Below are 25643 nucleotides of genomic sequence, written 5' to 3'. Positions count from 1 at the left end.
CGATCGAGCCCGCCCCGACGCAACCTGCCATCCGGGCGCGGGGACTGCAACCCCGGCCGGTTTACCACTTATGCGGTGGTGGCGGTTCCGTCAGGCGGGTTCCTTGACCTCTTTGAAATCGTCGAGTTTGTTCAGCGCCTCGCGCGCGATTTTCTGCAGCGCGGAGCGGTTGACTTCGAGGCCCTTGGCGCCATCGCCTTTGAGATCGTCGATCGCAAAGGCGACCTTGGTCCGATCGGGTGCCAGTTCCTCTAGCGTGAATTTCAACCCCGTCGTCAGCGCGCCGTCGTCGACACTATAGATCAGATGCGCCTCGCGCGGGATTTCCATCGCGACCGCGATCTTGATCTTATATGCCTCGGGCCGTTCGTCGGGCACCATCTGCTCGAACCCGGGCTCGCCCTTTTGCGCGACAAGTTCGTAAAGCCGCGTCGACCCGCCGTTGGTGACGAGCGGAAGGCCGGTGAAGGCGCTGCCGTCGCCGAACATTTTGGCGAACACTTCCTCGCGCGGCGCCGCGACGGTCCGCGTCTGGTTCGCCAGTTCTGCCATCTTGCCGCACCCCGTCGCGAGCAGCATCGCGGCAATCGGAACCATCAAACGCAACATGGAAACATCCCCCGGAAAGTCCGGCCTTCCGCCTAGCGCAAACGGCTTACCAAAGCGTAATTTCGGGTGGTTTTTTTCGGGATGCCGGGTCGCGAAAAGGAAAGGGCGCCCGGTTCCCCCGAACCGGACGCCCTTCCTTCGCGTCGCTGATCTTGGGAATCAGGCGCTGTAGTACATGTCGAACTCGACCGGGCTCGGCGTCTGTTCGAAACGATAGACTTCGTCCCACTTCAGCTCGACATAGGCTTCGATCTGGTCCTTCGAGAAGACGTCGCCCTTCAGGAGGAAATCGTGGTCGGCGAGCAGCGAGTCGAGTGCTTCGCGCAAGCTGGCGCAGACGGTCGGGACTTCCTTCAGCTCCTCGGGCGGCAGGTCGTACAGATTCTTGTCCATCGCCTCGCCCGGGTGGATCTTGTTCTGGATGCCGTCGAGGCCCGCCATCAGCAGCGCCGAATAGCAGAGATAGGGGTTCGCCATTGCGTCGGGGAAACGGAACTCGACGCGCTTCGATTTGGCGCCCGCACCATAGGGAATGCGGCATGAGGCCGAGCGGTTGCGGCTCGAATAGGCGAGCAGAACCGGGGCTTCGAAACCGGGGACGAGGCGCTTGTAGCTGTTCGTCGTCGGGTTGGTGAAAGCGTTGAGCGCCTTGGCATGCTTGACCACGCCGCCGATGAAATAGAGGCACATGTCCGAAAGGCCCGCATAGCCGTTGCCCGCGAAGAGCGGCTTGCCCTTTTCCCAGATCGAGATGTGGGTGTGCATGCCGCTGCCGTTGTCGTCCTTGATCGGCTTGGGCATGAAGGTCGCGGTCTTGCCATAGGCATGCGCGACCTGATGCACGACATATTTGTAGATCTGCATGCGGTCGGCGGTTTCGGTGAGCGTGCCGAAGGTCAGGCCGAGTTCGTGCTGTGCAGCCGCGACTTCATGGTGATGCTTGTCGCAGGGCAGGCCCATTTCGAGCATCGTCGAGACCATCTCGGCGCGGATGTCGACCGCGCTGTCGACGGGCGCAACGGGGAAATAGCCGCCCTTGGCGCGCGGACGGTGGGCCAGGTTGCCGCCTTCGTAAGCGCGGCCGGTGTTGGTCGGCAGTTCGATGTCGTCGATTTCGAAACCCGACTTGTTGTAGCCGGTTTCGAAACGGACATCGTCGAACATGAAGAATTCGGCTTCGGGGCCGACATAGACGGTGTCGCCGACGCCGGTCGAGGCGACATAGGCCTCGGCGCGCTTTGCGGTCGTGCGCGGGTCGCGGGCATAGCCTTCGCCGGTCGCCGGCTCGACGATGTCGCAGACCATGATCAGCATCGGGGTCGCCGAGAAGGGATCGTCATAGACGGCGTCGAGGTCGGGCTTGAGAATCATGTCCGACTCGTTGATCGCCTTCCAGCCTTCGATCGACGAGCCGTCGAACATCAGGCCGTCTTCCAGCTCATCCTCGCCGAGGATCGACGCCACCATGGTCAGATGGTGCCATTTGCCCTTGGGGTCGGTGAAGCGCAGGTCGACCCACTCGATGTCGTTTTCCTTGATCCGCGCGATGATGTCCTTGGGCTTCGTAGCCATGGTCTATGCTTCCTTCTTGCGAAATGGTCCGGCGTGCCGGGGGTTGTCGGGTTTTCGAAAAATGCGAAAGATTAAAGCGCGTCCTCGTTGCGTTCGCCGGTGCGGATGCGGAGCGCGGTCTCGACCGGAATGACGAAGATCTTGCCGTCGCCGATGCGTCCGGTCTGCGCGGCGGCGGCGATGGCCTCCACGACGCGTTCGGCCATCGAGTCTTCGACGATGACCTCCAGCTTCACCTTCGGCAGGAAGTCGACGACATATTCGGCGCCGCGATAGAGTTCGGTGTGACCCTTTTGCCGGCCGAAACCCTTGGCTTCGGTGACGGTGATGCCGCTGACACCGACTTCGTGCAGCGCTTCCTTCACTTCGTCGAGTTTGAACGGCTTGATGATCGCCTCAATCTTCTTCACGCTTTTCGTCCCCCTTTGGGCTGGCCGCCGCCCCTTGCGCGCAAAGCCGGATCAGGTCTGCCTGTCCGGTTCACCCGTCGAGTCGGTGCGGTGTCCCGCCATCTTGCACCAATCAAAAGCCGTGCCAATTGGCGAATCGCGGGGTTCTGGTAAGAAATTCGAAACGAAATGAAGCCGCTGCCCAAGGGGTGGGCAACGACTTCATTCTGGTGCCTAAATTTTGGGCAATCAGCGTCCCATCGGCGCCGCAGAGTCCGCCAGATTGGCCTTGGTCCAGTTCGAGCGTTCGATGACATAGGCGCGAATCGCCTCGGCATCGGTGGGGGTCAGCACCTTGGCGAAGCTCACCATGCCGCGATCCTTGAGCGCGCCGCCGATGATCACCGATTTCCACGCCTCGGCGTTGGCGAGCGTGCCCGAGACGCGCAGATCGGGGGTGAAGCCGTTGCCGATCGCGCTGTCGCCGTGACAGACTTGGCAATAGCGACCGAAATGCGCCTTGCCGGCGGCGACTTCGGCGGGCTTGGCGGTCATCGGCGGCGGGTTCCACGCGAGCGCCGCCGTCGCGGGCGGCGCGGGCAGCTTCGCGGTGCCGCCGATCTTGAGCACGACGAGGCGCGGGATGTTCGGCACCTTGCGCGTCGCACCGCCCGCGATCCCGGCAACGAGCGGAAAGGCGCCGCCCTTGCTCGTCATGAACGCGACATATTGCACCCCGCCGACGCGGAAGGTCGAGGGTGCGCTGACGATCCCCGACTGCATGTCGAGGTCGAGCAACTGCTTGCCGGTGTCGGCGGTGTAGGCGCGGAAGCGGCCGAGGCTGGTGCCCTGGAACACGAGATTGCCCGCGGTCGTCATCGTCCCGCCGTTCCACGCGGCGGGATGGTCGACCGCCCAGGCGACCTTGCCGGTGCGCGGGTCGAAGGCGACGAGGCGGCCTGTCGTCGCGGCGACCGCAGCGCGGAACGCCGCCTTGTCGTCGGGGAGCATCGTCTTGTTCAGCGAGGTGCCGACGTTGAACCCCAGCACCTTGCGCTTGTCGAGTTCGTCCATGTCGGCGAGATAGCCCTGCGGAATCTGCTGCGCGGGGATGTAGACGAGGCCAGTCGCCGGATTGTAGCTCATCGGGTGCCAGTTGTGCGCGCCGAGCGCGCCGGGGACCGCGATGAAGGGCTTGCCGGTCTTGTAGAAGCGCGCTTCGGGATTCTCGATCGGGCGGCCCGTGGCGAGGTCATATCCGGTCGCCCAGTTGATCCCGTCGACAAAGGGCTTGGCGTCGATCAGCTTGCCGTTCGCGCGGTCGATCGTGAAGAAGAAACCATTCTTCGGCGCATGGTACAGCACCTTCGTCGGCTTGCCGTTCACCGCCTGCTCGGCGAGGATGATCGGCTGGGTCGCGGTATAGTCCCACGTCTCGGCCGGGGTTTCCTGATAGTGCCACTTATATTTGCCGGTCGAGGCGTCGAGCGCGACGACCGACGAGAGGAACCAGTTGTCGCCTTCGCCATTCGAGCGCGTGCCATGGTTCCACGGGTTACCGTTGCCGACGCCGAGATAGATTTGGTCGAGATCCTTGTCGTAGACGATCGCGTCCCACACGGTGCCGCCGCCGCCCGAGGTCTGCCACTCGCCCTTGTCGGACCAGGTGGCGTTCGCCTTGCTCGCAAAGATGTCGTCCGACGCTGCGCCATCCTTCGCCTTGGTCGGGTTGGGGGCGGTGTAGAAGCGCCAGCGTTCCTTGCCGGTGTCGGCGTCATAGGCGGTGACATAGCCGCGCACTCCGAATTCGGCGCCGCCGTTGCCGATCAGCACCATGTCCTTCACGACGCGCGGGGCGCCGGTGATGGTGTAAGGCTTCGACGTGTCGAAGGTCTGCGTCGACCAGAGTTCCTTGCCGGTTTTCTTGTCGAGCGCGATCAGGCGGCCGTCGAGCGCGCCGACAAAGACCTTGTCGCCCCACACCGCAACGCCGCGGTTGACGACATCGCAGCAGGCCGAAACTGCGCGCTCGCCGGGGACCTTGGGGTCGAATTTCCACAGCGGCTTCCCGGTCGCGGCATCCCACGCGCTGACTTTCGACCAGGCGTGGGTGACATACATTACGCCGTCGACGACGACGGGGGTCGCTTCCTGCCCGCGCGCATCGTCGAGGTCGGCGGACCAGGCGAGGCCGAGCTGCCCGACATTTTTGTCGTTGATGTCGGTCAGCGGGCTGAAGCGTTGTTCGTCATAGCTGTAACCGATGGCGCCCCAGTCGTCGCCGTTGCCGCCGGTCTTGAGCAGGGTCTCGCTGGCTTTCTCCGCAGCATCGAGCGATCCGCCGCCCGAGGCGCTGTCATTCTTCGATGCATTGCATGAAGCCAATGCCAGTGCCGCGCAGCCCAGCAGCGCAGCCTTCAAGACCCGTTTCGCCATTCCATGCTCTCCCGTTCGACGCCTATGCTTGACGTTAACGTCAAGACTGCGCGCGAAGGGGGACGGGTGCAAGCAAGAATATGGGGGGTATGCGGAGGGGGCCGCCCGAACTCACCTGTTCCCCGGCGAAGGCCGGGGTCCAGAGCGAGGTAGAGCTGGTGTTGCGTGAGAACGCTCTGGACCCCGGCCTTCGCCGGGGAACAGCTTAGCGGCTCACTGCCAGGGCGGCGCGTTCAGGCCCGTCGGGCTTGCGGTGAAAATCTCGCAGCCGGTCTCCGTAATCCCGATGCTGTGCTCGAACTGCGCCGAGAGCGAGCGGTCGCGGGTGACCGCAGTCCAGCCGTCGGCGAGCATCTTCACCGCATATTTGCCGGTGTTGATCATCGGCTCGATCGTGAAGAACATGCCCGGCTTGAGCTCCGGGCCGGTGCCGGGGCGGCCGGCGTGGACGACCTCGGGGGCATCGTGGAACATCTGCCCCAGCCCATGGCCGCAGAAATCGCGGACGACCGAATAGCGGTGGCGCTCGGCGTGGGTCTGGATCGCGTGCGCGACGTCGCCCATGCGGTTGCCGGGCTTCGCCTGCTCGATCCCGAGCATCAGGCATTCATAGGTGACCTCGACGAGGCGCTTCGCCTTTACGCCCACGTCGCCGACCAGATACATGCGGCTGGTGTCGCCGTGCCATTCGTCGATGATTGTCGTCACGTCGATATTGACGATATCGCCGTCGCGTACGGGCTTGTCGTCGGGGATGCCGTGGCAGACGACATGGTTGATGCTGGTGCAGCAGCTGTGCGTAAAGCCACGATAGCCGAGCGTCGCGGGGATGCCGCCGCCGTCGAGCATCATCGTGCGGACGAGGTCGTCGATCGCGGCGGTGGTCACGCCCGGCTGGACGAAGGGGACGAGCGCGTCGAGGATTTCGGCCGACAATCGGCCTGCCTTGCGCATGCCGGCAAAGCCCGCTTCGTCGTGCAGCTTGATCGTGCCGTCGCGCACGGGGGTGGGGCTCGCCGCATCGCCGGCGGTCACGGAAACATAGTCGTACATGGGACTGATATAGTCGCTGGAGGCCGGAAAAGCGAGAGGGCGTCAGCTTTTGGCAAGATGGTCGCGGAACCAGTCCGCAAGCTCGCCTTCCGACAATTCTCCTGCCGCAAGCGCGAGGAAGGTTACCACCAATTCTGCATCGGTGGCAATCAAACCATGGCCGTTCAGCACCAGAAAGGTTTCGCTGACCACCGCGGCTGTACGCTTGTTGCCGTCGACAAATGGGTGGTTGCGCGCGATGCCGAAGGCGTAGGATGCTGCCAGTTCGGCTGCATCGGGATTGCCGTAAGCGACAAGGTTTTGCGGCCGCGCCATGGCGCTTTCGAGCATACCCGGATCGCGCACGCCTTCGCCGCCGCCATGTTCGGTCAGCTGTTCCAGATGGGCCGCCAGAGCAACCTCCGGCGATACCCAGATCCAGTTCATCGTCGGTATCGCTATTTGGCTAGTTCGCGCAGCGCGCGCTTGCGGCGTGCCATGACGTCACGTGCCGCCGCCATCTGGGTTTCGAAGTCTGCGTCATAGGGCGCGAGTTCGATGCCGCGTTCGGTATCGCGTACCGAAAGCATGTCGCCTTGAGCCGCGCCAAGGCGCGCCAGCAATTCCTTGGGCAGGATGACGGCGGCGCTGTTGCCGACTTTGGTTATCTTGAGCGGCGTGTTCATACGCCTGTTATAACAGCGCCGCCCAAGAATTTCAACCCAGGCTTACTCCGCGGCCTTCTTCGCCTTGTCGGTTTTCGGCTTGCCCTTGCCCGCCTTGGGCGGGGCCGAGACGATTTCGAAGGCGAGCGGATTGCCGACCTTGGCATCGTCGCCGGTCTTCATCTTCACCTTGACCTCGCCGCCATGGACGAGCTTGCCGAAGAGCAGTTCCTCGGCGAGCGGCTGCTTGATCTTTTCCTGGATCAGGCGGCCCATCGGACGCGCGCCATAAAGCTTGTCATAGCCCTTGCCGGTCAGCCATTCGCGCGCCGCCTCGTCGAGCTGGATATGGACGTTGCGGTCGGCCAGCTGCAGTTCGAGTTCGAGGATGAACTTGTCGACGACGCGTGCGACCACTTCGGGCGGCAGATAGCCGAACGGCACGATCGCATCGAGGCGGTTGCGGAATTCGGGGGTGAAGAGATTCTTCACCGCTTCCTCCTGCACATCCTCGCGCGTGAACTGGCCGAAACCGATCGATTCACGCGCCATGTCGCTGGCACCCGCATTGGTCGTCATGATCAGGATGACATTGCGGAAGTCGACCGTCTTGCCGTGATGATCGGTCAGGCGGCCATGGTCCATGACCTGCAACAATATGTTGAACAGGTCGGGATGCGCCTTTTCGATCTCGTCGAGCAGCAGCACGCAATGCGGGTTCTGGTCGATCGCATCGGTGAGCAGGCCGCCCTGATCATAGCCGACATAGCCCGGGGGCGCACCGATCAGGCGCGACACGCTGTGGCGCTCCATATATTCGGACATGTCGAAACGCTGGAGCGGAATGCCCATGATCGACGCGAGCTGCTTGGCGACCTCAGTCTTGCCGACGCCGGTCGGGCCGCTGAACAGATAGTTGCCGATCGGCTTTTCGGGATCGCGCAGGCCCGCACGGCTGAGCTTGATCGCCGACGACAGCACTTCGATCGCGGTGTTCTGACCGAAGACGACGCGCTTGAGGTCGGTTTCGAGGCTGGCGAGCGTCGCCTTGTCGTCGCTCGACACCGATTTGGGCGGGATGCGCGCCATCGTCGCGATCACGGCCTCGATCTCCTTGGCGGTGATCGTCTTCTTGCGCTTCGACGGGGCGACGAGCATCTGCATCGCGCCGACCTCGTCGATCACGTCGATCGCCTTGTCGGGCAATTTGCGGTCGTTGATGTAGCGCGCCGACAGGTCGACCGCGGCGTTGATCGCATCCTGCGTGTAGCGCACCTGGTGATGCGCCTCGAACGCGCTGCGCAGACCCGCAAGGATCTTCTTGGTATCCTCGAGCGTCGGTTCGACCACGTCGATCTTCTGGAACCGGCGGAGAAGCGCGCGGTCCTTTTCGAAGTGATTGCGGAACTCCTTGTAGGTCGTCGAGCCGATGCAGCGGATCACGCCGCCCGACAAAGCGGGCTTCAGCAGGTTCGACGCGTCCATCGCGCCGCCCGAAGTCGCACCCGCACCGATGACGGTGTGGATCTCGTCGATGAACAGGATCGCGTGCGGCAGGCCTTCGAGCTCGGTCACGACCTGTTTCAGCCGCTCCTCGAAATCGCCGCGATAGCGCGTGCCGGCGAGCAGCGCGCCCATGTCGAGCGAATAGATGACCGCGGGCAGCAGCACCTCGGGCACGTCGCCCTCGATGATCTTGCGCGCGAGGCCCTCGGCGATCGCGGTCTTGCCGACGCCGGGGTCGCCGACATAGAGCGGGTTGTTCTTGCTGCGGCGGCACAGGATCTGGATCGTGCGGTCGACCTCGGCATTGCGGCCGATCAGCGGGTCGACCTTGCCGACCTTGGCTTTCTCGTTGAGGTTGACGGTGAACTGGTCGAGCGCGGTTTCCTTCTTGTTCTTGCCGTCGCTCTTTTCTTTCGCCTCTTCCTTTTCCTCGGGCTCGGCCTGCGGCGAGGGCTTGCCGCCCTTGCCGACGCCATGGCTGAGGTAGGAGACGGCATCGAGGCGCGTCAGATCCTGCTGCTGCAGGAAATAGACCGCGTAGGATTCGCGTTCGGAGAACAGGGCGACGAGGACGTTGGCGCCCGTGACTTCATCCTTGCCCGACGACTGGACGTGCAGGATCGCGCGCTGGACGACGCGCTGGAAACCGCTGGTCGGCGACGGGTCGCTGTGCCCCTCGACCTTCAGGCTGTCGAGTTCGGTGTCGAGATAATGGACGACGGCGGATTGCAGGTCGTCGATCGCGACGCCGCAGGCGCGCATGACTTCGGCGGCATGGTCGTCGTCGATCAGCGCGTAGAGCAGATGCTCGAGCGTCGCATATTCGTGGTGACGCTCCGATGCGGCTTTCAGCGCATTGTGCAGGGTCTTTTCGAGGCTCTCCGAAAAGGACGGCATGGACTTTTCTCCTTGCGAGGCCCGCCGGGGGAGAGAGGCGGCCCCTAGGAACACAAGGTGGCGATGCCGCCGCCGCCCTGCAAGGGAAAAGCGGATGGCTTTGTGAAATTACGATGACGGGGTTGTGGTATGGTTAACGGGGCGTTGAGGATTTGGGGCGCGGCGTCATTACCCGCCTCGTCTCCCCGGACTTGATCCGGGGTCCAGAAGGCGAGTGTTGCCATGGATCCCGGATCAAGTCCGGGATGACGATAGGGAAGGTCCACATTGGCGTGGTGAGCTGCCATCCCCCATTTTCGTCATCCGCGAAGGCGGGGACCCAGAGCGTCCGTCGGCTGGCCTAGCCCTGGGTTCCCGCCTTCGTGGGAATGGCGAAATATTGGAAGCTACGGCGTCCGCTATCGGTTGTGAGTTGCCTTCAACCCTCACCAGCCCGATCGACCATATCCATAAAATCGCGCGCCGTGTTGCGCTCGCCTTCATCCTTGAAGGCCACGTCAAGGTCGGGCGCGACGCCGAGCATGTACATCAGCGCCCACAAAGCGAAGCGGCGGCCGGGGTTGGTTTCGAGGCCGAAATCGACGCGCATGCGTTCGGTCCCCGCGGCGTGCGCCTCGGGGTGGATCGCCGCGAGGTCGGCGGTGCCGAAATAGCGGCGGAGCTGGTCGTCGAAATCCATGCTGTCCTTTTGGCGCCTTCGCGCCGCTTGGCAAGCTCGCGCGGCAAAATCGGGCGATCCGAAGACCCGCCCGGTTGTCATTCCCACGGCCGACCGATAGGGCGGCGTCCGTGAAGACGAGCATCGAGATCGGAACCGACAGCACCGGGCAGGGCGTGCACATCAACGTCCAGGAGCTGCTGGCGACGCGTCTGCTCGTCCAGGGCAATTCGGGGTCGGGCAAGTCGCACCTGCTCCGCCGCATCCTCGAGGAAAGCGCCGAGCTGGTGCAGCAGATCGTGATCGATCCCGAGGGCGATTTCGTGACGCTCGCCGACGCGTACAGCCATGTCGTGATCAACGGCGGCGATTATAACGAGCGCGAGATTGCGGCGATGGGCGCGCGCATCCGCGAACATCGCGCGTCGATCGTGCTCAGCCTCGAATCGCTCGATATCGAGGCGCAGATGACCTGCGCCGCCGCTTTCCTCAACGCATTGTTCGATGCGCCGCGCGAGCACTGGTTTCCGGCGCTGGTGGTGGTCGACGAGGCGCAGATGTTCGCGCCGAGCGTCGCGGGCGACGTGTCCGATACGGTCCGCCGCGCGAGCCTGAGCGCGATGACGAACCTGATGTGCCGCGGGCGCAAGCGCGGACTTGCGGGTGCGATCGCGACCCAGCGGCTCGCGAAGCTTGCGAAGAATGTCGCCGCCGAGGCGAGCAATTTCCTGATGGGGCGGACCTTCCTCGACATCGACATGGCGCGCGCCGCCGACCTGCTCGGCATGGAGCGGCGGCAGGCCGAGGCGATCCGCGACCTTGAACGCGGCCATTTCCTGGGGCTCGGCCCCGCGATCTCGCGCCGGCCGCTGTCGGTGCGGATCGGGTCGACGCAGACCGCGACGCGGATGGGGACGCACAGCCTGATGCCGCTGCCGTCGGCGGGCGGCGAGGATATGCGCTCGATGCTGTTCACCGAGATGGAAGCGCCGGTGGCGCCGCGCGTCTTTGCACCCGAACCCGAGCCGGTGGCGGCGAGCGAGCTGCTGGAGCGGATCGCGGCGAGCGAGGGGCTGCACGAAGATCATGACGCTCCGCCGGTGTTCGACATCGTCGAGGCGGCCGAGGAAGCGGGGCACAGCGACGCGGTGGTGATCGCGATGCTCGAAGAGATGCTGTCTGACCCCGACAGCGCCTTCCAGCCCGAAGCCTATCTCTATCAGGATTTTTCGGTGCGTTGCCGGATGCAGAAGCTGAAGAAGGTGCCGCTCGACCTCGCCGCCTTCCGCCGTCGCTTCGCGCTGGCAAAAGGGGGCGTGTTCGATCCGACCGAGCCGCGCTGGCGCGAGGCGCTGTCGGTCGCCGACCGGCTGCCGCACGACATGTTCGCCCCGTTCCTGCAGATCGCGCGCGCCGCGATGGACGGCGAAGCCTGCCCCGACGACGACATTCTCGGCCGCGCTTATGGCAGCCGTTCGCCGGGCCGCATCCGCCGGCTCGTCGAATATATGGAAAAACAGGGCGTTATCGTGGTCCGGTCCGATTTCGGCGGCCGGCGATCGATCGGCATTCCCGAACTCGGGCTGAGCACCGAGGCGGAGTAGACTATCCCTTTTTGAACAGCGCGTCGGCGATTGCCTTATGGCTCGTTGCGGCGGCGCGGTGTGCCTTGACGCGCTCGATCTCGGCCGTGAGCAATTCGATGCGTTCGCCCAGCTCGTCGACCGACAGCGGGTCGAGCGGTTGTTTGATCAGCGCCGCCAGCACGTCGTCGCGGCGGCGGGGAAGGTCGTCGTCGTCGTCCATGGCGCGTCCCTACGTCAATATGGTTGCGCGACTGTTGACCCGTGTCGTTGCTCTGTCAATAAGGCGAGGCAGGGGGTAGGGGATGACAGGACCAGTGGGGGAAATTTCAGCGTGACCAGCTTGCCAGAGAGCATGACCGCCATCGCCATCAGTGCGCCGGGCGGGCCCGAAGTATTGCAGCCGACGACCAGGCCGGTGCCGCAGCCCGGACCGGGCGAAGTGCTGATCCGCGTTGCCGCCGCGGGCGTGAACCGCCCCGATGTGCTGCAGCGCATGGGCTTTTATCCACCGCCGCCGGGCGCGTCCGACCTGCCGGGGCTGGAAATCGCGGGAACGATCGTCGCGGTCGGCCCGGGGGGCGATCCCGAACAGCTGGGGCAGGCGGTGTGCGCGCTCGTCGCGGGCGGCGGTTATGCCGAATATTGCACCGCGCCGGCCGGAAGCTGCCTGCCGGTGCCGAAAGGCTTTTCGATGGCAGAGGCAGCGGCGCTGCCCGAGACCGTCTTCACCGTGTGGCACAATCTGTTCGAGCGCGCCTATGTGGCCGAAGGCGAGACCGTGCTTGTCCATGGCGGTACCAGCGGCATCGGGACGACCGCGATCGGCCTCTGCAAGCTGTTCGACATCAAGATCGTCGTGACGTGCGGCAGCGCGGAGAAATGCGCCGCGGCGACGGCTCTCGGCGCCGACCTTGCGGTCGATTATTCGACCGAGGATTATGTCGAAGCGGTCAAGGCCTTCACCGGGGGCACGGGCGTCAATGCGGTGCTCGATATGGTCGGCGGCGATTATCTGCCGCGCAACCTTGCGTGCCTTGCCGAAGATGGGCGCCACGTCAGCATTGCGTTTCAGCGCGGCGCAAAGGTCGAGTTCGATATCGCCGATGTGATGCGCCGCCGCCTGATGCTGACCGGATCGACGCTCCGCGCGCGCAGCGCCGATTTCAAGGCGCTGCTCGCCGACGAAATCCACCGCACGCTGTGGCCGCGATTGTCCGAGGGGGGATGGAAGCCGGCGATGGATCAGAGCTTCGCGCTTGCCGACGCCAGCCTTGCGCATGCGCGGATGCAGGCGGGCGAGCATGTCGGGAAGATCGTGCTGACGGTGGATTGACGCGCCATCGGCCGGCACGGTTGACAAACCGGGCCGGCCTCATCACCGGCCATGGCGAACGCAGCGGCGTTCGGTTCCGGAGGTGGTTGTGGTGTCTCGCTCGCTTTTTCTCGAAGATCTTGAAGTCGGGCAGGTCTGGACCGGTGGTCCGGTCGAGATGACCGAGGCGGACATTGTCCGCTTCGCGCGCGAATATGATCCGCAGCCGATGCATGTCGATGCCGAGACCGCCGCGAAGGGCCGCTTCGGCGGGCTGATCGCCAGCGGCTGGCACGTCGCGTCGGTCGTGATGCGCGAGTTTGTCGATGCGGCGCCTTTCGGCGAAACGCCGTTGCTCGGCCTCAAGGTCGATGATCTTCAGTGGCGCAGCGCCGTGCGGCCGGGCGACCTGTTGTCGATCCGGCGCGAGATCGTCGATGTCCGCCGGTCCGAAAGCAAGCCCGACCGCGGCGTCCTGACCATGAAAATGACCGTCACTAACCAGCGGGGAGAGGTTGCAATGTCTTTCCTCAACCTGATCCAGATCCCCGCCCGGCCCGGCCCCGGCACGGATGCTACAAGATCCAGCTAACCGCCGCGCCGGATTGCACGGGTGGAAGCCGAGCCCGGTTATGTGACGATGGGGGCGTGCTATTGTCCCTCCTGCCTCGAGGGGAGAGGGAGTAAGGCTTGCTCCGTCGGCCAAACAGGTCTACATCAACCGCCGAACGGCCGCCTCGCAAGGGGCGGCCCTTATTATTTCCGCTTGGAGACTTTTCGTCATGGCCACCGCCGATGCCACCCCGCTGATGCCGCACGCGACCGCCGCCTGGCTGGTCGACAACACCGGCCTCACCTTCGTCCAGATCGCCGAATATTGCGGCATCCATATCCTCGAAGTGCAGGCGATCGCCGACGAGACTGCCGCGACCAAATATACCGGCCGCGATCCCGTCCGCGCGCACGAACTGTCGATGGACGAAATTGAAAAGGGTCAGAACGACCCGAACTACAAGCTCAAGATGAGCAAGCAGGCGCAGGACACGATCCGCCGTACGCGCGGCCCGCGCTACACCCCGGTCAGCAAGCGTCAGGACAAGCCCGACGGCATCGCGTGGATCCTGAAGAACCACCCCGAGGTTTCGGACGGCGCAATCGGCAAGCTGATCGGTACGACGCGCAACACGATCGGCGCGATCCGCGACCGCAGCCACTGGAACAGCGCGAATATTGTCGCCAAGGATCCGGTGACGCTCGGTCTCTGCTCGCAACGCGAACTCGACGCGCTCGTCGCCAAGGCCGCGAAGAAGGCGGGCATCAAGGCCCCCGAGGACAGTCGTTTCGAAGGCGACCGCGAAGCGCTGCTCGAAGAGCTGCGCGCCGAACGGACCGCCGCGAACGAAGCGCGCGCTGCCGAGGAAGCGGCCGAAGTCGCGAGCGACGAAACGGCTTCCTGACGCATGTCGGTGGGCGACGACGACAATATCCCGGCGGCCAGCGGTTCGCCGGATGCCTCGCTGACCCAGGACGACAGCTTTACCGCGACCAGCCATGCGGGGCTCACCTATCCGTGGGGCGATGCCGCGCCGGCGGCGGGTGAAACCATCCGCATCGCGAACGGCATCAGCTGGGCGCGCATTCCGATGCCGGGGTCGCTCGGCCATATCAACAGCTGGCTGCTCGATGACGTCGCCAGCGATGGCGAGGCGGGCACGGCGGTGGTCGACACCGGCATCTGCCTGACCATGTGTTCCGATGCGTGGAAGGCGCTCTATGCCGGCGCACTGAAGGACAAGCGCATCACGCGTGTCATCGGCACGCACCTCCATCCCGACCATATCGGCCTTGCCGGATGGATTACGAAGAAGCAGGACGTGAAGCTGTGGATGACGCGCGGCGAGATGCTTACCGCGCGCGCGATCATCGCCGATTCGTCCGACACCGCCCCCGATGAGGTGCTGACGCAGTCGCGCGCCGCGGGCTGGGACGAAGCGGCGATCGAAGCATCGAAAGCGCGCGGCTGGAATATGTTCCAGCGCATGATCTTTCCGCTGCCGCGCAGCTATGTGCGGATCGGCGATGGCGACCGGCTCGACATGGGGGCGCACCAGTGGCGCGTCGTCACCGGGTCGGGGCACAGCCCCGAGCATGCGTGCCTGTGGAACGAGAAAGAGGGCGTGCTGGTGTCGGGCGATCAGGTGTTGCCGCGGATCAGTTCGAACGTGTCGGTCAACATCACCGAACCCGACGCCGATCCCTTGGGCGAGTGGCTGGCGTCGATCGACAAATTGCTCGCCACCGTGCCCGGCGACGTCGTCACCTGTCCCGCGCACGGCGAACCGTTCAAGGGCTTGCACGTCCGCCTGATGGCACTGCGCGACGAGCATCGGATGCGGCTGTATAATCTGGCCGAAGCGGCTGCGAAGGCGCCTATGCGTGCGGTCGACAGCTTTCCGCTACTCTTCAACCGCCCGATCGGCGAGCATAATCAGGGCCTGGCGACGGGTGAGGCGCTCGCGCACCTCAAGCGGCTTGAAGTCGAAGGCCGCGTGAAGCGCGAAGACCGCGACGGGGTGTGGTGGTACCACGGGGTCGCCTGATGCGCGGTCTGATGGCGATTTTGCTGGCCGCCGCGACGGTAACCTCGCCGGCTGCCCGGGCGAGCGAGCCGCCGGCTACCGATCAGGCAAATGACGACATTGTGGTCACCGCCCGCCGGTCCGGCGCGCCGATGTGGACGATCCAGACGCACGCGGGTGTCGTCATCCTCGTCGGGGAGATTGCCGACGTTCCCAAAGCGACGCCGTGGCGGCCCGAGCGGCTGGAAGGCGCGACCGACCGCGCGCAGCGCGTCATCCTTGGCACCAAGGCAAAGGTGTCGCCTGGCGATATCTTGCGGCTGATTTTCAAGGGCGGCGGGCTGACCAAATTGCCGAAGGGGCGCGTCGCCGCAAATTACCTCGACGCGCACCAGATGAAGCGGCTGCAGGCGCTCGAAACGCGATTCGATCAGGATTATGCGCGCGGCAACTTCCTGATGACGGCGTTCGACCTGCTGTCGAAACGCCTTTCGTTCAACAAGGATACCGCCGACGACGCATCCGATGTCGTGCGCAAGGCGGCGCGGCAGTCGAAAATCCCGACCCAGCCGGTGGGCGAAGTGCGCGGCGAGGACGTGCTCGACAATCTGTTCGCAGCAGCGCCCGAGACGCATATCCCGTGCCTCGAAGCCGCGATGGGCGCAACCGAAGCCGGGGGCGATATCGTCACCGAGCGCGGCCGCGCGTGGACCGAATTCGACGTGCCCGCGGTGATGGCCAACCCGCTCGAGGAAGCGCTCGGGCGCTGCTGGCCGTGGACGAACGACGGTTTCGGCCCCGCGCTGCGCCAGACATGGGTCGACGCGATCCGCGATGCGACCACCCAGCCCGGCGTGACGCTGGCGGTCGTTCCCCTGCGCATACTGGCCGAAAAGGACGGCGTGCTCGACCGGCTCAAATTGCAAGGTCTGCCGATCACCGGTCCCGCATGGTAGCGTCTAGCGCGGCCGCTGCATGATCCAGCTGAACGCCATCGCGTTGAAGATGGTGTAGAGACCATAGAGCATCATCGCGGTAAACCAGTTCCGCGTCGCGATCGCCATTGCGCCGACGAGCAGCAGGAATTCGAAGACATAGGTGATATTCGGCCCGGCCCGGTCGGCGAGCGGTTTGACCATCTGCTGGATCAGCGGATCGTCGCTCTCCATAAAAGCACGATGCATCGCGAAATTGCCGACGCCGGCGCAGAAAATGGCGATGATTGCGACCCACATAGGTTTGCAGATGGGGCAGCCGGGGTGGAAATGCCAGTAACTTTCGGGCTATAGGGGCGCATCGTACGCGCACCGGCCCCGCGCGAACGATCGAACGAACCCGGCTTCTGCCCCCCAGAGAAGGACGTCTTCGGTGACAACTCTCCCCCGTCTGGCCGCGCTGTGCCTGCCGCTTGCCGCCATCCTTGCCGTTTCGCCGGCGGACGCGTCGCAGGAACCGGTGACTCCGCCCCAGCCCAATCCCGTGCTCGCCAATCCGGTTCCCGTGGTGCTGATGGAGCCCGATCCCGAGTTGCCCGATGCGGTTCGGGCGATGATCGACGCCGCTTTCGCGAGCGGCGAGAACGACGATGTCGAGGCGGTGGCCAAGGTCGCCAGAAGGACGAACCCCGCCAATATCGGGGAAATCGACGCGCTGCTCGCTTATTACCGGAGCGCCAACCCGGCGGAGATTCCGCCCGATCCCGTGCGCAACATGCTCGCGGCTGCCATTGCGAGCGGCAAGGATGCCGATGTGGAGGCGGTGGCCCAGGTTGCGAAGGCCGCAAGTCCTGACGACGCGGCAGAGATCGAGGAGCGTCTGCTGGCCTATCGCGCTGAACGAAAGCGGCTCAAGGACGAGGCGGCAGCGGCCGAGCGCGCAAGGCTGGCGGCGGCGAAATTCTGGCAGAACTGGAAAGGCGAAGGCCAGATCGGCGCCTCGCAGAGCAGCGGCAACACCAAGTCGGCCGGGGTCAGCGCCGGGGTGGCGCTTGCGCGCAAGGGGATCGATTGGACGCACCGGATGCGCGCGCAGGCCGATTACCAGCGCACGAACGGCCAGACGTCGGTCGAACGCTATCTGGTCGAACTGGAGCCGCAATACCGCATCAATGACCGCGCCTTTGCCTTTGGACTGGGCCGGTGGGAACATGACCGGATTCTCGGATACGACACGCGCTGGAATCTTTCGGGCGGGCTGGGTTACAAGGTGCTCGACAGCAAGAAGATGACATTGAGCCTGAAAGGCGGGCCGGCTTTTCGCCAGACCGATTTCGTATCCGGCAAGGAAGATACCGAACTCACCGCGCTCGCGGGGCTCGATTTCGGCTGGCAATTGTCGCCCACGCTGCGGCTGACGCAGGTCGCCTCGACGATCATCGGCGAGGCCAATGGTTCGACCAGCTCGCTGACGGCGCTCAATGCCAAGCTGACCGGCGCGCTGTCGGCGCGCATCGCCTATTCGGCGCAGATCGACACCAGCCCGCCGCCGGGCATCGAACGCGTCGACACGCAGACGCGCTTTACCCTCGTGTACGGCTTCTAGTCCGAACGGGACTCAGCTGCCGTCGAATGCGTCGGCATTCCCGATCTCCTGCCCCTCGGCGAGCAGGCCGACGCCGGGGACATGGTTGAACTCGATCCGGATGCCGTCGGGGTCCTCGAACAGGATCGAATAATAACCAGGCGCCCAAGGCTCCTCCTGCGGCGCATGAACGATATGGATATCGTCGCGGCCTTTCAAAAAAACGCCAACGGCATCGACTGCGGCGCGATCGCGCATGCGGAAACAGGCGTGGTGCAACCCGGGCGCCCCCTGGTCGAACCGCCTCCCGGCATTCTCCGGGCTGCCGGTGCGGATGCCGATCGCGGTGCGGCCGCCGACGCCATAGAGCATATATTCGCTGTCGAGCACGATCTTGAGATCGAGATAGCGGATCATCGCGCGCCAGAAGGCGGTCGACCGTTCGAAATTTCCTGCGGTCAGGATGACATGCGCAACTCCGTTGAGATCGCTCATTTGCCCCGCCTCACTTGATCGCCGCCAGCGTGTAGAGGAATTCGACAAAGCCCATCGTCGCGTCGACGAGCCCTGCGACTTTCGGATTGGTCGAATCGATCAGGAAATATTCGTTCGGCGCATGCGCGCCCGACCCGTGACCGATGCCGAAGTGGCCCGCCGGGATCGACACCGGCGGCGCGGTGAAGGTCGCGCCCGGCCAGCTACCCGCGAGCCGCGCGTTGACGTTCGTCTTCACACCGAGCTTGTTATAGGTCGCGAGCTCGGTGCGGATCAGCATGCTGTTTTCGGCGACTTCTGTCGGGTCATAGCCGCCCGAGACGTTCATCTCGACATCGGTAAAGCCGTGTTTGTCGAGGTGGGCGCGGAGTTTCTTCTCGGCCTCGGCGCGCGTCTGATTGGGGACGAGCCGCAAGTCGAGCTTGGCGACCGCGCGGCCGGGAAGGACCGTCTTGCCGCCGGGGCCGGTATAGCCGGCGACAAGTCCTTCGATATTGACCGTGGGCTCCTGCGCAAGGCGGATCAGCGCATTGTCATAGCTCAAATTGTCGATCCACGTCTTGACCCCGAGCGCCTGCTTTTCGGCCGCCTCGTCGGCGCCTTTCGCCGCTTCGCGGATCAATGTCTTTTCGCGGTCGGTGAGCGGGCGGACATTTTCGAACCAGCCGTCGATTGCGGGGTGTTGCCGTCGGGGGTGACGAGCGTCTGGAGTGCCTGGACCAGCCGCCATGCGGGCGAATCGATCATCGCCTTCAGGCTCGAATGCACATCCTTCTGCGGGCCGCGGCCCCATTTTTCGCCGCTTGCCACCAGTTCGAGTTCGATAATGCCCTTCGACCCCAGATTGACGTCGACCGCGCCGGTCTTGTCCTGCGAGGCGAAGGGGATGAAGATACCGTCGCATTTCTTGAGCGCGGCGAGGATGTTGGGCTTTGTCGCCACCTGACGGAAGTGCGGCGACCCGATCTCCTCCTCGCCCTCGCAGATCAGCACGATGTTCACCGGCAGCTTTGCTTTGGCGGCGCGGATCGCGTGGAGCGCGGCGAGGAAGGTCGCCTCGGGGCCCTTCTGGTTTACCGCGCCGCGACCGACGATCGACTGGCCGAAGCCGGGTTTGTCGACCATCTTGCCCTCGAGCGGCGGCGACGACCATTCGGCGGGATCGAACTGCTTCACGTCGTACATGAAATAGATGCCGATCGTCCGTTTCGCGCCGACGTCGATCGTCCCGAACACGCCGGGGTGGCCGTCGGTGGGTACGATCTCGACATTGGTGAAGCCTGCATCCTTGGCAAGCTCGGCCATATAGGCCGCGCCTTCGGGCATGCTGCGGTTCTCGGCGGCGATCGAGGGAAGGGCAATCCAGTCGCGCAGCCGCTTGATCGACGCCGCCTTGCCCGCTTCTGCCGCCTTGCGGATGTCCGCCATCGCTCCCGACTGCGCCCACAGCGGAACGGGCTGCATAAACGCCGCGCCCGCGCCCAACATCGCGGTGCCGCGCAGCATATCGCGGCGGTTCAATCGGTTAAGCTCACGGAAATCCATCATGCGTCCCCTGCTGCTTTGATTGCGCAGCAATGTGCCGCATCGGCGGCCAAACGCAAGGTCGTGCCGGGGACTTACCGTGACGTGACGGGTCGGGCGTCGATTTCGCGCGCGAGAAAGTCGAGAATCTTCGCCTTGTCATCGGCGGGGTCGGGCTGGGCGCGAAAGGCGGCAAGGCCCGCAAAGATCATCAGCAGCGGAATGCCGGCGAAGAAGGTCGCGAACAGACCGGCGCCGGGGATGTAAAGAAACGCAAGGATACCGCCGATAACGAACAGCGAGAGGAAGCCGACCCATATATAGGGGAAATAGCGCGCGCCCGGCGGCGCGCCGAAGCTGCCGGAGATCCGCGTGCCGCCCGCGTACGGTTCCATCACCGCGTCGAGTACCGGTTCCATATTCGTGCGCGTATCGCGCTGGCGGTAGCGCAGATTCATGTCGCGCTCGCTGCCCCTGCCGAACACGCGCGCCTTTGCGCCCGGCATCGGGTCGTCCATGATCTTTTTGAGCTTGCGCGCGATCTGCTCGGGCGAGTGGGGGGAGTAGAGGTCGATCGCTTCGCTGTCCGCCATCGCCCCGTCCCCTTATGCCTTTTCGAGCAACTCCTCGTCCTTGATCCGTTTCTGCCACAGCATCGGCGCGTTGACGTGGACATTCTGGCCTTCGCTGTCGACTGCGACGGTCACGGGGAAGTCCTGGACCTCGAACTCGTAGATCGCCTCCATGCCGAGGTCGGCGAAGCCGACGACCTTGCTTCCTTTAATAGCGCGCGCGACGAGATAGGCCGCGCCGCCGACCGCCATCATATAGGCGCTTTTGTGCTTCGCGATCGCCTGCGTCGCGGCGGGGCCGCGTTCGGCCTTGCCGACGCAGGCGAGCAGGCCTTGACCCAGCATCATGTCCATGAACTTGTCCATGCGCGTCGCGGTCGTGGGCCCGGCGGGGCCGACGATTTCCTCCGCCACCGGATCGACCGGGCCGACATAATAGATAACGCGGCCCTTGAACTCGACGGGCAATTGCTCGCCCTTGGCGAGCATGTCGGCGATGCGTTTGTGCGCGGCGTCGCGGCCGGTGAGCATCTTGCCGTTGAGCAGCAAGCGGTCGCCCTGTTTCCAGCTCGCAACGACTTCGGGGGTCAGATTGTCGAGGTCGACGCGGATCGCCGCCGTATCGGGCTTCCAGTCGATCTGCGGATAGTCGGCAAGCACGGGCGGTTCGAGGAACGCGGGGCCGCTGCCGTCGAGGGTGACATGCGCGTGGCGGGTCGCGGCGCAGTTCGGGATCATTGCGACGGGCTTCGACGCGGCGTGCGTCGGCCAGTCGGCGATCTTGATGTCGAGCACGGTGGCGAGGCCGCCGAGCCCCTGCGCGCCGATGCCGAGCGCGTTGACCTTTTCATAAAGCTCGATGCGCAGCTCCTCGGTCGGCGACGACGGCCCGCGCGCGAGCAGTTCGGTCATGTCGATCGGGTCCATCAGCGATTGCTTGGCGAGCAGCATCGCCTTTTCGGCGGTGCCGCCGATGCCGATGCCGAGCATGCCCGGCGGGCACCAGCCGGCGCCCATCTGCGGCACCATTTCGAGCACCCAGTCGACGATCGAATCCGACGGGTTCATCATCTTGAACTTCGACTTATTCTCGCTGCCGCCGCCCTTCGCGGCGACGTCGATGTGGACTTTCGCGCCCGGGACCATCTCGACGTTGAGCACCGAGGGCGTGTTGTCCTTGGTGTTCACGCGGCTGAACGCGGGGTCGGCGAGGATCGAGGCGCGGAGCTTGTTCTCGGGATGCAGGTAAGCGCGGCGCACGCCCTCATCGACGACCTGCTGCAGGCTGCGGGGGCTGTCGAGGCGGCAGTCCATGCCCCATTTGATGAAGACCGTGACGATGCCGGTGTCCTGGCAGATCGGGCGGTGCCCCTCGGCGCACATGCGGCTGTTCGACAGGATCTGCGCCATCGCATCCTTCGCGGCGGGCGAGACTTCGCGCTCATAGGCGGCGCCGAGCGCGCGGATATAGTCCATCGGATGGAAGTAGCTGATGTACTGGAGCGCGTCGGCGATCGTCTCGATCAGATCGTCTTCGCGGATGATCACGGTGTTCATGTGCAGCCTTTCGCCCCTTTTTAAGGATTCGCGGTTTCCCTAGACCTGCACGGCCGGAGTGAAAAGGGGCGTCGGGCACGGCAAGGGTCGAAGACGCGCCGCGGAGACGCGCAGGCCCCTGCCGGATGGTTCTGCGGGTGTGCTCGCCTAGCCTATTGGCACTCGGCGCATTTGCCGCGCACCTCGATCACCGGGCGTTCGGCGGCAAAGCCCGTCGCTTCGGCCGCGGCGCGGACGCCGCCCGAAATCTTGTCATTGTCGACATGCACCGCGCTGCCGCAGGTGTCGCAGATCAGGAAGATGCAATCGTGCAGGCAGCCCGGATGGCTGTTCGCGACAAAGGCGTTGGCGCTCTCGACGCGGCGGACAAGGTTGTTCGCCACAAACAGGTCGAGGATGCGATAGACGCTGTTCGGCGCGACGCGCTTGCCGCGCTTCTGCGATACAATGTCGGCAATTTCATAGGCGCTGGCGGGCTTGCCGATTTCGGCGACCGCGTCGAAAATCTGCGACCGCATATCGGTCCACGCTTCGCCCGCGCTTTCGAGCGCGGTCTGCGCTGCCTTGGCGAGCGAGGCGCCGCTTGCCTCGACGTGCGGATGATCATGCTTGCCCATTGGCTGTTCCTCGTGCGCGGAAAAACCCCGCGTCCACTATCGACACAATGTAGGCTGTTTGGGGGACGCCCGCAAGTTGCGGACATCTCCGATGCGGAGCGATCAGTGCCGCGCGCGGCGGTTGAGGTCGTGACCGAGCGCGACGACCGCGACACCGATCATCGTCGCGATCACTTCGCTGCCGTCGTGCGGCCGCGACAGCGCGCCCGCCATCATGCCAAGCCCGAAGCTGCCGACCGCGAACGGCATCATATAGCCATGGCTGAGCACGCCCGAGACGAGCGTGATCAAGGCGAAACCGATCGCGACGATCAGCCCGATTTCGTGGAAGAGATGATTTTCGAGAAACACCCCGCCGACCGAGGCAAGCGAAGCGAAGAAGACGGTCGTCGCAAGGCAGTGCACGAGGCACAGCCCCGACAGTCCCATCGCGAGCTGGTCGCCGCTGAGGGAGGTGAGCGGTTTCGAATCGCGCGCAGCCCGGACCACCGCGCCGAGGCGCGTCAGGACAGGGGCAGGGCTGGCGACATGGGTCACCCGATTCTCCGTTGGTGCGATTGCAGCGCGAGATATGGCATAACATGACAAAGGTTACAACATTACATTGTGACAATGCTGTTGGCTCCCTCCTTGATGGGGGAGGCAGCGAGACTCGCCAGCTTGCTGGCTTAGTCGCAGCGGTGGGGGTGTGTTCTCGGCCTGAAACGGTGGCGCATTGTCGCACCGCCACCCTCATCCAACTTCGCCTATCAAGGGAGAAGGAAGCTTAGGCTCCCTCACCCTCCTCCGCACGTAGGGCTTTCCGGTCGAGCTTGCCGATCATCGTCTTGGGCAGATTCAGCCGGACTTCGACCGCGTTCACCCGCTCATGCTTGCCGAGCTGCGGGTTGAGCCAGGCGGCGAGCGCTTCGCCGCTGATCTGGAAGCCGTCCTCGAGCGTGACGAAGGCTTTCGGTGCCTCGCCCCGATAGGCGTCGGGGACGCCGAGCACGATCGCTTCCTTGACCGCGGGATGTTCGTACAAATGCGCCTCGATCACGCTGGGGTATACCTTGAACCCGCCGACCGCGATCATGTCCTTCAGCCGGTCGACGATGCGGATATAGCCGTCGGCCTCGACCACCGCGACGTCACCGGTGCGCAGCCAGCCGTCGGCGGTAAAGCTGTCCTTGTCCGCGTCGGGCCGGTTCCAATAGCCCTGCATGATTTGCGGTCCCTTGACCGCGAGCTCGCCCGGCTCGCCGTCGGGCGCATCTTTCGAGGGGTCTTCCTTGTCGAGCAGCCGGATATGCGTCGCGGGAAGCGGCTGGCCGATCGTGCCGGGTTTGACCGGGCCTTCATAAGGGTTGGTCGAGACGACCCCCGAGCTTTCGGTCAGTCCATAGCCTTCGACGAGCGATGCTCCGGTTGCGGCGACGAATTTTTCGCGCAGTTCGGCGGACATCGGCGCGCCGCCCGAAATGCAGATGCGCAGGGAAGAGAAATCGGTCGTCGCAAGATCGGGATGATCGAGCAGCGCCTGATACATGGTCGGCACCCCCGGCAGCGCCGTCGTTTTCGTGCGGCTGATCGCCTGCAGCGCCTGTTTGGCTTCGAAGCGCGGCAACATCGTGATCGAGCCGCCGTTGAGGATCGTGCGATTGAGCACACAGGTGTTAGCGAAGACATGGAAGAAGGGGAGGACGCCGAGGATGCGGTCGGCCGCGCCATGGTCGGGGTCGATGGCATTCACCTGCCGTGCATTGGCGGTCAGATTCTGGTGCGTCAGCATCGCGCCCTTCGGCGTTCCGGTCGTGCCGCCGGTGTACTGGATGAGCGCGATATCCTTTTCGGGGTCGATCGCAACGGGATCGGGCCGGCCATCATTGTCCGTGAGCGCGGAAAAGCGGATTACACGCCGGTCGGCGGGCAGCGCCGCAACCTCGGACCGCTTGAACAGCCGGTAGAGCACGGACTTTGCCGCTGGCAGTCCCCCCGCGACCGACCCGACGACGAGCGTCTTGAGGCTTGATCCGTCGAGGACTTTCAACGCCGTAGGCAGCAGCGCAGCGGCGCTGACGGTGAACAGCGTGTCGGTGCCCGAATCCTCGACCTGCGCCTCGAGTTCGGCGACGGTATAGAGCGGCGAGAAGTTGACCACCGTCGCCCCGATCGCGAGTGCGCCATAATAGGCCGCAACATAATGCGGCACATTGGGGAGAAAGAGGCCGACGCGGCTGCCTTTGCTGACCCCGCGTTGTTGCAATCCGCGCGCGACCCGCGCTGCGCCGCGCGCGACCTCGGCATAGCTGAACTCGCGGCCCATGAAGTCGAGCATCGGCATATTGCCGCGCCGTCCGGCGCTGGCGGCGAGCATGTCGGGGAGCGACAGCGGCGCAAATTCCTGATCCCATGACGTGGGGTGGTGGTAATCGGTCGACCAGGAAAAGCGGCTATCCATGCGAGCGGACGTCCTTTTAAGAAGGATGGGGTTCCTTACACTAGGGTCAGTAAGCGATGATCGCAACCGGGCTTGCTTGCGGCGCGCCGTCGTGGCGGCTAGGCAGCGCTTATCGTTCTCGCCAGGGGTTTTGCCATGCTGCAGCTGTCATATCGCGTCGCCGCGCCGCTCGTTCTTCTTGCTTGCGTTGTCGCCATGCCGGTGGCCGGGAAAGACAAGGAGCCGCCGATGCGTCCCGCTCAGATCCAGCAACTCTATGCCTGCCGCGATATCACCGATGCCACGGCGCGGCTTGCCTGTTTCGACCGCACGGTCGGCGCGTTGTCGAGTGCCGACCAGGCGCGCGAGATTACCTTCACCGATCGCGAGACGGCAAAGAAGGCGCGGCGTGGCCTTTTCGGTTTTTCCTTCCCCAAGCTCGGCGGGATTTTCGGCGGCGACGAGGATGAGGTCAAGGAAATCGAAACGACGATCCGTTCGGTAAGCACCGATGCTTCCGGCAAATACCGGCTTGTGATGGACGATGATGCCGTGTGGGTGCAGATCGACTCCACCAGTCTTCCGCGCGATCCCAAGGCGGGACAGAAGGTCAAGATCAAGGTCGCGGCGATGGGCAGCTATTTCGCTTCGGTCAACGGCGGCCGTTCGATCCGTATGAAGCGCGACCGCTGACCCGC

General features: G+C 64.5%; 27 protein-coding genes. 8 read left to right on the top strand and 19 right to left on the bottom strand.

Annotated elements, in window-relative coordinates:
- Positions 1–90: 90 nt before the first annotated feature.
- The 9 genes from AC07NV_RS04665 to AC07NV_RS04625 all read right to left on the bottom strand — a co-directional run bounded on the left by AC07NV_RS04665 (position 91) and on the right by AC07NV_RS04625 (position 9785).
- Positions 91–609: a hypothetical protein gene (locus AC07NV_RS04665; RefSeq protein WP_495165186.1), complete on the bottom strand. Its 519-nt coding sequence runs from the start codon at positions 607–609 to the stop codon at positions 91–93.
- A gap of 159 nt (positions 610–768) precedes the next feature.
- On the bottom strand, positions 769–2181 hold the full coding sequence (gene glnA, locus AC07NV_RS04660; RefSeq protein WP_495165185.1) for a type I glutamate--ammonia ligase: 1413 nt from the start codon (positions 2179–2181) through the stop codon (positions 769–771).
- Positions 2182–2252: 71 nt separating this feature from the next.
- Entirely contained in the window at positions 2253–2591 is a 339-nt protein-coding gene (locus AC07NV_RS04655; RefSeq protein ID WP_037518110.1) for a P-II family nitrogen regulator, read from the bottom strand.
- Between the two features lie 228 nt (positions 2592–2819).
- The gene (locus tag AC07NV_RS04650) at positions 2820–5006 is read right to left on the bottom strand and encodes a PQQ-dependent dehydrogenase, methanol/ethanol family (RefSeq protein ID WP_495165184.1); all 2187 of its coding nucleotides are present in this window, start codon (positions 5004–5006) and stop codon (positions 2820–2822) included.
- Positions 5007–5219: 213 nt separating this feature from the next.
- Entirely contained in the window at positions 5220–6059 is an 840-nt protein-coding gene (gene map, locus AC07NV_RS04645; RefSeq protein WP_495165183.1) for a type I methionyl aminopeptidase, read from the bottom strand.
- Positions 6060–6101: 42 nt separating this feature from the next.
- Positions 6102–6485, bottom strand: coding sequence for a type II toxin-antitoxin system death-on-curing family toxin (locus AC07NV_RS04640; RefSeq protein WP_495165182.1), 384 nt, complete (start codon positions 6483–6485; stop codon positions 6102–6104).
- A gap of 11 nt (positions 6486–6496) precedes the next feature.
- Positions 6497–6724, bottom strand: a complete 228-nt coding sequence (locus tag AC07NV_RS04635; RefSeq protein ID WP_495165181.1) for an AbrB/MazE/SpoVT family DNA-binding domain-containing protein — start codon at positions 6722–6724, stop codon at positions 6497–6499.
- Between the two features lie 42 nt (positions 6725–6766).
- On the bottom strand, positions 6767–9106 hold the full coding sequence (gene clpA / locus AC07NV_RS04630) for an ATP-dependent Clp protease ATP-binding subunit ClpA (protein WP_495165180.1): 2340 nt from the start codon (positions 9104–9106) through the stop codon (positions 6767–6769).
- A 418-nt stretch (positions 9107–9524) separates the two neighbouring features.
- Positions 9525–9785 (bottom strand): hypothetical protein, encoded by a 261-nt coding sequence (locus AC07NV_RS04625; protein ID WP_310086262.1) that lies wholly within the window; start codon positions 9783–9785, stop codon positions 9525–9527.
- 110 nt (positions 9786–9895) lie between these two features.
- Between AC07NV_RS04625 and AC07NV_RS04620 the strand changes: the two genes are divergently transcribed.
- A complete protein-coding gene (locus AC07NV_RS04620; RefSeq protein WP_495165179.1) occupies positions 9896–11368 on the top strand; it encodes a helicase HerA domain-containing protein in 1473 nt (490 codons plus the stop codon).
- 1 nt (position 11369) lies between these two features.
- On the opposite strand, the gene AC07NV_RS04615 is transcribed toward AC07NV_RS04620, so the two are convergent.
- Complete coding sequence (locus AC07NV_RS04615; protein WP_495165178.1) at positions 11370–11570, bottom strand: DUF1192 domain-containing protein; 201 nt, start codon at positions 11568–11570, stop codon at positions 11370–11372.
- A 132-nt stretch (positions 11571–11702) separates the two neighbouring features.
- Between AC07NV_RS04615 and AC07NV_RS04610 the strand changes: the two genes are divergently transcribed.
- The 5 genes from AC07NV_RS04610 (at position 11703) to AC07NV_RS04590 (ending at position 16197) form a co-directional block, all read left to right on the top strand.
- The gene (locus tag AC07NV_RS04610; RefSeq protein ID WP_495165177.1) at positions 11703–12683 is read left to right on the top strand and encodes an NAD(P)H-quinone oxidoreductase; all 981 of its coding nucleotides are present in this window, start codon (positions 11703–11705) and stop codon (positions 12681–12683) included.
- 91 nt (positions 12684–12774) lie between these two features.
- Positions 12775–13254 (top strand): MaoC family dehydratase, encoded by a 480-nt coding sequence (locus AC07NV_RS04605; protein ID WP_495165176.1) that lies wholly within the window; start codon positions 12775–12777, stop codon positions 13252–13254.
- Positions 13255–13471: 217 nt separating this feature from the next.
- On the top strand, positions 13472–14119 hold the full coding sequence (locus AC07NV_RS04600; protein ID WP_495165982.1) for a cell cycle transcriptional regulator TrcR: 648 nt from the start codon (positions 13472–13474) through the stop codon (positions 14117–14119).
- 3 nt (positions 14120–14122) lie between these two features.
- Positions 14123–15262: an MBL fold metallo-hydrolase gene (locus AC07NV_RS04595; RefSeq protein WP_495165175.1), complete on the top strand. Its 1140-nt coding sequence runs from the start codon at positions 14123–14125 to the stop codon at positions 15260–15262.
- Positions 15262–16197 carry a TraB/GumN family protein gene (locus AC07NV_RS04590; RefSeq protein ID WP_495165174.1) on the top strand — a complete coding sequence of 312 codons (936 nt, stop codon included), beginning with the start codon at positions 15262–15264 and terminating at the stop codon, positions 16195–16197. Before AC07NV_RS04595 ends, AC07NV_RS04590 begins: the two co-directional genes overlap by 1 nt.
- A 3-nt stretch (positions 16198–16200) precedes the next feature.
- Here AC07NV_RS04590 and AC07NV_RS04585 read toward each other — a convergent pair whose 3' ends face one another.
- On the bottom strand, positions 16201–16476 hold the full coding sequence (locus tag AC07NV_RS04585) for a hypothetical protein (protein WP_495165173.1): 276 nt from the start codon (positions 16474–16476) through the stop codon (positions 16201–16203).
- A gap of 133 nt (positions 16477–16609) precedes the next feature.
- On the opposite strand from AC07NV_RS04585, the gene AC07NV_RS04580 reads away from it, so the two are divergent.
- The gene (locus AC07NV_RS04580; RefSeq protein WP_495165172.1) at positions 16610–17782 is read left to right on the top strand and encodes a DUF481 domain-containing protein; all 1173 of its coding nucleotides are present in this window, start codon (positions 16610–16612) and stop codon (positions 17780–17782) included.
- A 12-nt stretch (positions 17783–17794) separates the two neighbouring features.
- Here AC07NV_RS04580 and AC07NV_RS04575 read toward each other — a convergent pair whose 3' ends face one another.
- The 8 genes from AC07NV_RS04575 to AC07NV_RS04540 form a co-directional block, all read right to left on the bottom strand.
- A complete protein-coding gene (locus AC07NV_RS04575; protein WP_495165171.1) occupies positions 17795–18256 on the bottom strand; it encodes a VOC family protein in 462 nt (153 codons plus the stop codon).
- A 10-nt stretch (positions 18257–18266) separates the two neighbouring features.
- Positions 18267–18878 carry a peptidase dimerization domain-containing protein gene (locus AC07NV_RS04570; protein WP_495165170.1) on the bottom strand — a complete coding sequence of 204 codons (612 nt, stop codon included), beginning with the start codon at positions 18876–18878 and terminating at the stop codon, positions 18267–18269.
- A complete protein-coding gene (locus AC07NV_RS04565) occupies positions 18875–19804 on the bottom strand; it encodes a M20/M25/M40 family metallo-hydrolase (protein WP_495165169.1) in 930 nt (309 codons plus the stop codon). Before AC07NV_RS04565 ends, AC07NV_RS04570 begins: the two co-directional genes overlap by 4 nt.
- Before the next feature lie 71 nt (positions 19805–19875).
- Positions 19876–20373, bottom strand: a complete 498-nt coding sequence (locus AC07NV_RS04560) for a hypothetical protein (RefSeq protein ID WP_495165168.1) — start codon at positions 20371–20373, stop codon at positions 19876–19878.
- 12 nt (positions 20374–20385) lie between these two features.
- Positions 20386–21909, bottom strand: a complete 1524-nt coding sequence (locus tag AC07NV_RS04555; RefSeq protein WP_495165167.1) for a fumarate hydratase — start codon at positions 21907–21909, stop codon at positions 20386–20388.
- A gap of 152 nt (positions 21910–22061) precedes the next feature.
- A complete protein-coding gene (locus tag AC07NV_RS04550) occupies positions 22062–22526 on the bottom strand; it encodes a Fur family transcriptional regulator (RefSeq protein WP_495165166.1) in 465 nt (154 codons plus the stop codon).
- Positions 22527–22628: 102 nt separating this feature from the next.
- Positions 22629–23063 (bottom strand): MerC domain-containing protein, encoded by a 435-nt coding sequence (locus tag AC07NV_RS04545; RefSeq protein WP_495165165.1) that lies wholly within the window; start codon positions 23061–23063, stop codon positions 22629–22631.
- A 229-nt stretch (positions 23064–23292) separates the two neighbouring features.
- Positions 23293–24966: a long-chain-fatty-acid--CoA ligase gene (locus AC07NV_RS04540; RefSeq protein ID WP_495165164.1), complete on the bottom strand. Its 1674-nt coding sequence runs from the start codon at positions 24964–24966 to the stop codon at positions 23293–23295.
- Between the two features lie 135 nt (positions 24967–25101).
- Here AC07NV_RS04540 and AC07NV_RS04535 point away from each other — a divergent pair, with 135 nt between their 5' ends.
- The gene (locus tag AC07NV_RS04535) at positions 25102–25638 is read left to right on the top strand and encodes a hypothetical protein (RefSeq protein WP_495165163.1); all 537 of its coding nucleotides are present in this window, start codon (positions 25102–25104) and stop codon (positions 25636–25638) included.
- The last annotated feature ends 5 nt before the right edge of the window (positions 25639–25643 follow it).

It is taken from the genome of Sphingopyxis sp. GW821-FHT10B01 (assembly GCF_059415685.1).
This window is presented reverse-complemented; position numbering and strand designations above follow the sequence as displayed.